At 36.2% G+C, this 4,908-nt stretch carries 3 protein-coding genes and 1 pseudogene; all 4 read right to left on the bottom strand.

Features of this window, described 5'->3' with window-relative positions:
• Positions 1–681, bottom strand: a 681-nt coding sequence (locus tag Q0L68_RS16370; RefSeq protein WP_296705246.1) for a hypothetical protein, incomplete at its 3' end; no start/stop codon positions are given.
• A 2-nt stretch (positions 682–683) separates the two neighbouring features.
• Positions 684–1,841 carry a DUF4249 domain-containing protein gene (locus Q0L68_RS16375; protein WP_296705247.1) on the bottom strand — a complete coding sequence of 386 codons (1,158 nt, stop codon included), beginning with the start codon at positions 1,839–1,841 and terminating at the stop codon, positions 684–686.
• Entirely contained in the window at positions 1,842–4,580 is a 2,739-nt protein-coding gene (locus Q0L68_RS16380; protein ID WP_296705249.1) for a carboxypeptidase-like regulatory domain-containing protein, read from the bottom strand. It lies immediately after the preceding gene.
• Positions 4,577–4,908 (bottom strand): annotated as a pseudogene (locus Q0L68_RS16385) (hypothetical protein); the annotation flags it as partial. The gene Q0L68_RS16380 and the pseudogene Q0L68_RS16385, both read right to left, overlap by 4 nt.

Consider the following 4,908-nt stretch of genomic DNA (forward strand, 5'->3'; position numbering starts at 1 on the left):
ATCTATATTCTCCCCTTCAATCTTTGCTTCTATAATATGTCCAAATAATTCAGGCAAAAGGTTTTTTGAATCTACAGACTCATACACACTCGATGATTTAATTTTGTCTTGATTTCCTAAAAATGGGTTGATGACAGAAATACTGACTTCATCTACCTCCCCAATTGCGGAAACATCTACAGACAAGTTATCACCAGGGCTTACCTCATCCTGAGAAGTCTTGATTTCATTGTACGAACTAGTGCCTCCAAATTTAAATTCTTCTCTTTTTTCAACTACATCAGGTGGAGCCAGTCTATTAAAGACTGTAATAAATTGTTGAGAAATTCCTGTTTCTGGATTTTGATAGGGACTAACCCTTGTGAATACTCTGAGTAAATAATTATCAGAAGGTAAATCTTGTGGAAGTTGAAGAAAATTAAAACTCTCACCTTCTTCCAAAGGCATTTTCCCGATTGCCACCGATTCATTATATCGATTAATCAGTTCAGCATAAAGAATTATGGATTCCGAAACTGTTGCGTTCTGATTTACTTGCCCTGAAATCCAGATTTTCTCGCCTCCAAAGTAAATCGTTTTCGGGATTGAAAATGAAACCACTTCATTGGACTGAGAAAATGATATCGTCTGAAATCCTAAGAAAAGTAAAATAACTAGACTAAATCTTCTAAAGATGCTCATTTTCAATCCTCCCAGAAATCAGGTTTGACATTTGTTCCCCTTAAGGTGCAATCCGTACATCTTCTTTCTGCTTTTCGGAATCCAATAGGGTCATAACACGTATCACAAAAAATAGGGATTGCAGGGGTATATCCTCCAGAAAGGAAGGCTGTCTTATAATTCTCAAATTCTATCGTATCGGGCTCAACAATGCATCCAAAATAATCAGGTATGTCTACTTTAGGCCAAGGAAATACATCTCCGACCCCTATAAACAATCTTCTTTGCCTGACAGTACCCAAACTTAAATATCCTACAACAGGTGCTATTGGATTTTGATCATTTTTGATATTCCCACCAATATTAGAAGGAAGTGGACTAAAAATAGATCCTATATCGTCCGTATTTTTCCGCAAAACCTCCCAAAAATCAGAGGCGTTTTTATCTAAAGCCTTTTGGGAAATTAAAATACTATACCTTACAGAGATTCGCTCGTCACCAGTTGGGATTTGGGTGATAGACTGCCTGAAAACAAACTGGTCCTCAAACCTTGATGAGGTTTCCAAAATCAAATCTGAACTTAATTCACCTCGATAGCATAAGTCTGTTCTATTTTCATCGGTAGCAAGGATAACGTTCTCTAGGTCTAAATCATATCGATATGCTGTTGAGATTTTCGGTCTGAAAGCATAAGTCTCCTCGAAGGTCCAAAGGAAGTCATCTGCATTTTCATCCCCCTTGGTAGTCAAATACACTTCTACTCCTTCCTCATTTCTTTCAAATCCCACATCAATAATCTCCGGCGTCAAAATCGGTCTTAGTAGATCTGAAGTATAAGATGATCCATCATCGACGAGAATCCGAAGTCTATAATTTTCACTTTCGGAAATATTTTGAGCGAATTCATAAGAACCATTTCCAAGAGGTATCAAATCATATTGTACTCCTGATTCAGATTCCAAAAAGACATTCGCATTCGGATAAGTCGGCGTAAAAGAATTATCAGAATTAATATTTCTGGTATAACTTAAATTCAAAATACTAGGTAATCCTTCGGTATCAAGGTACCCTTCTACCACTAATACTTTTAAATCAGTTGGTTCAATCTCAGGATTAAATGGTTCCCTACATGCTGAAAGCAAGAGTAGAAAAACAAATAGATAGGTCGCTACTTTTCTCATCTAAAACTTGAAGTTGTATGTAATAAATGGGATAGGTTTTGCAAAAATAGACAATTGATATCCCCTCAATTTGCCATCTTCTGGAACATAATACACAGAGTATGGATTACTTCTTCCAAGTAAATTATAAACTCCAAATGACCAAGATGCATGTGCCAGTTTATTGACCTTATGGTTTCCTTCTAGATTAACCGAAAAATCAATCCTAAAATAATCAGGAATACGATAAGCATTTCGATCAGAGAAATAAACCCGCTCAGAACTTGCATAATCAAACTTGGAAATAGGAAGAGTAATTGGTCTTCCTGTACTATAGTTCATATTGAGAGAGGTATTGATTCTCTTACTCAATTCATAATTTGCAACCACAACCAAGTGATGAGGTTGGTCAAAATTGCTTGAGTAAAATTCACCGTCATTTATTTTTTCCACACTAGGTTCATCAGACGTTTTCATCAAAGATCTGGAATAAGTATAAGCGATGGAACCTTTTAATAATCCTGTATTCTTTTTTAACAAAACTTCAACTCCGTATGCTTTCCCTTTGGAGTTTAATACATCTTGTTCAATGTTTTCATTCAATACAATATTTGCCCCAGATCTATAATCCAAAAGGTTATTCATATATCGATAATATACCTCAGTTGAGAACTCCAGGGTATTTCTAGCTAAATTTCTGTAATAACCTACAGATCCTTGACCACCTATTTGGGGTTTGATAAATTTATCACTTAGTTTCCAACTGTCTGTCGGTGAAATTGAAGACGAATTTGAAAGTAAATGGATGTTTTGGCGCATCGTGTTAAAGCCAAATTTCACAGAAGATCTATTCCCCAGATTATACCTTCCTGATATTCTAAACTCCGGACCGTGGTAGGTTTGAATAGTCTCCCCTTTCCCATAGGTTTTTTCACCAATGACATTACTCTCTGTAATTGGAGCACCAGCTACATATTCATTGATAGTCATGGGGCCTAGGAATTGGTAAAACATATAACGTCCTCCATAACTCAAAGAGAATTGTTCGCTGATAGTAAACTCATCTCCAAAATAAACCGATAGTTCTCTCGCTTTTTCTTCACTCAATTGCTCCTCAATAACTATTGATTCTGAACCATAGGGTTTATTGCTTCCGGGGTTGATTGAATATTGAATCGCGTTAGCTCCAAATTTGAAAATGTGATTTTCACTTTTTCTATATTCAAAATCAGCTTTCAAAAAAAGTTGATTCACATCAAATCCAAAATCAAATGAATTAAGCGGATTATCCTGACCTATGATTCCAAATTCGTAGCTGTCTTTACCTATCGTTAGATTCCCCTCAAGCTCATCATTGAAAAAATGCCTCCATCCGAGAGCTAAATTCAAATTTTTGTAAGAATAAGCAGTATCCAAGTCAAATCGAAAATCATCCTGGCTTAAATAGCTTGTCAATTCAAGTATATTCTTTTCATCGATCTGATGTTGGACATTTACGTTGAAATCATAGAAAGAAACTTTACTTCCCTTCAAGTCTGCTTCATCATCAAGAAGTTTCAAGGCCCAATCAGAATAAGTAGTTCTGCCGCCTATCGCAAAATTCGTTTTTTCACCTATTGGCCCTTCAAATCCAAGTCTGCTTGTGAGAATTCCAATTCCTCCAGATCCACTGAATTTTTCCTTTGTTCCAAATTTTGGATCTACCTGTAATACCGAGGAAAGCCTACCTCCATAATTTACGGGTATAGAACCTTTGTATAATTCTACTCCGGAAACCACATCTGCATTAAAAGCGGAGAAAAAACCAAAGGCATGAGTCGGGTTGAAAACAGTGGAATTTCCGTAAAGGATTAAATTTTGATCTGCTGCTCCTCCTCTTACATTGAACCCAGTTGTTGCCTCCCCAACTGTATTTACACCAGGCATAGTTAATATTCCTCTCAATACGTCAACTTCCCCCATTACTGCAGGAAGTCGTTTAACTTCAGCAATACTGATCGATTGAACTCCCATATCTAATTTATTTACATTAGAAAGAGCCCCGGAACTCACTACAACCTCATCCAATGAAAGTACATTTTCGGCAATACTCATATTTAAAACCCCATCTCCGCGGAGTTCTATTTGACGTTGCTCTTGAAAACCTCCTATATTTTGAATCCAAATCGTATGCCGTCCTTTACGTAATTTTAATGAGTATCTGCCATCCTTATCAGTAGCAACTTGAGTGAAGTTTACTTTCTCCAAGACTATAGCACCATTCATTGGATTTCCAGATTCTATACTTGATACTACTCCGCTTAAAACTGCCGTAGAAGACTCTGGGTTATCTGAAGACTTCCCGATTAAAAATCGTTTATTCTTATCAAATTCTCCAAGGGTGTCACTTGCATTTACAAGAAGTTCCTGTCTTTCTCTGACTAGAAAATAATCTGAAGGGAAATCTATGAAGAGTTTCGTACCCCTTGAAACCCAAACCCTCTGCTCAGCATCTATAGTATAAGACAATCCGGAATTCACAAAAATCTGATCTAAAACCAATCTTAGTTCGGTATCTGATGCTTGAAGGTTGACTTGGAGATTTTCAATATCCTGAGCCTTATAAAAAAATCTTACTGGAGTTTCTGACTCCACTCTCTCCACAAATCTTTCAAATGGCATACCTAAATAGGTGCCGGAGAGTTTTACACTAGGTGAGGTCTGGGCAAAAGTTTCAAAGAAAAAAGATAAAGCAAAAACTAGTAGTAGAAGTTTTTTCATTTATGAAACCCATTAAACGCATCAGACTTTCTCTCTCTTAATTCTGCCAACTCAAGAATGTACTTTTCCTTTTCCAAAGCAAAATAAATATTTTTCTCTTTTAGGGTACTTTTCACTTCCTTCTTGTTCAGTCCCAAACTTTGTATGGCTTGTTTCTTTTTTCTTACTTGAACAAAATCTCCATTATTCCAATAGAAATATTCTGAATCTTCCACAAATCTATAAGTATATTTTCCTATCTCTTTTGTAGGTTCAGCTTCTTTATAGTGTTTTAATAAAACTTTTATTTCTCCATCTCTCAGCACTTCATAAAATCCATTTCCATGTT

The sequence above is a fragment of the Algoriphagus sp. genome (assembly GCF_024642405.1).
Taxonomy (GTDB): Bacteria; Bacteroidota; Bacteroidia; order Cytophagales; family Cyclobacteriaceae; genus Algoriphagus.

What these genes read in the sequence shown, in the direction of transcription:
- Q0L68_RS16375 (WP_296705247.1), bottom strand. Translation starts at nt 1,841, where the DNA reads ATGAGAAAAGTAGCGACCTATCTATTTGTTTTTCTACTCTTGCTTTCA.
- Q0L68_RS16380 (WP_296705249.1), bottom strand. Translation starts at nt 4,580, where the DNA reads ATGAAAAAACTTCTACTACTAGTTTTTGCTTTATCTTTTTTCTTTGAA.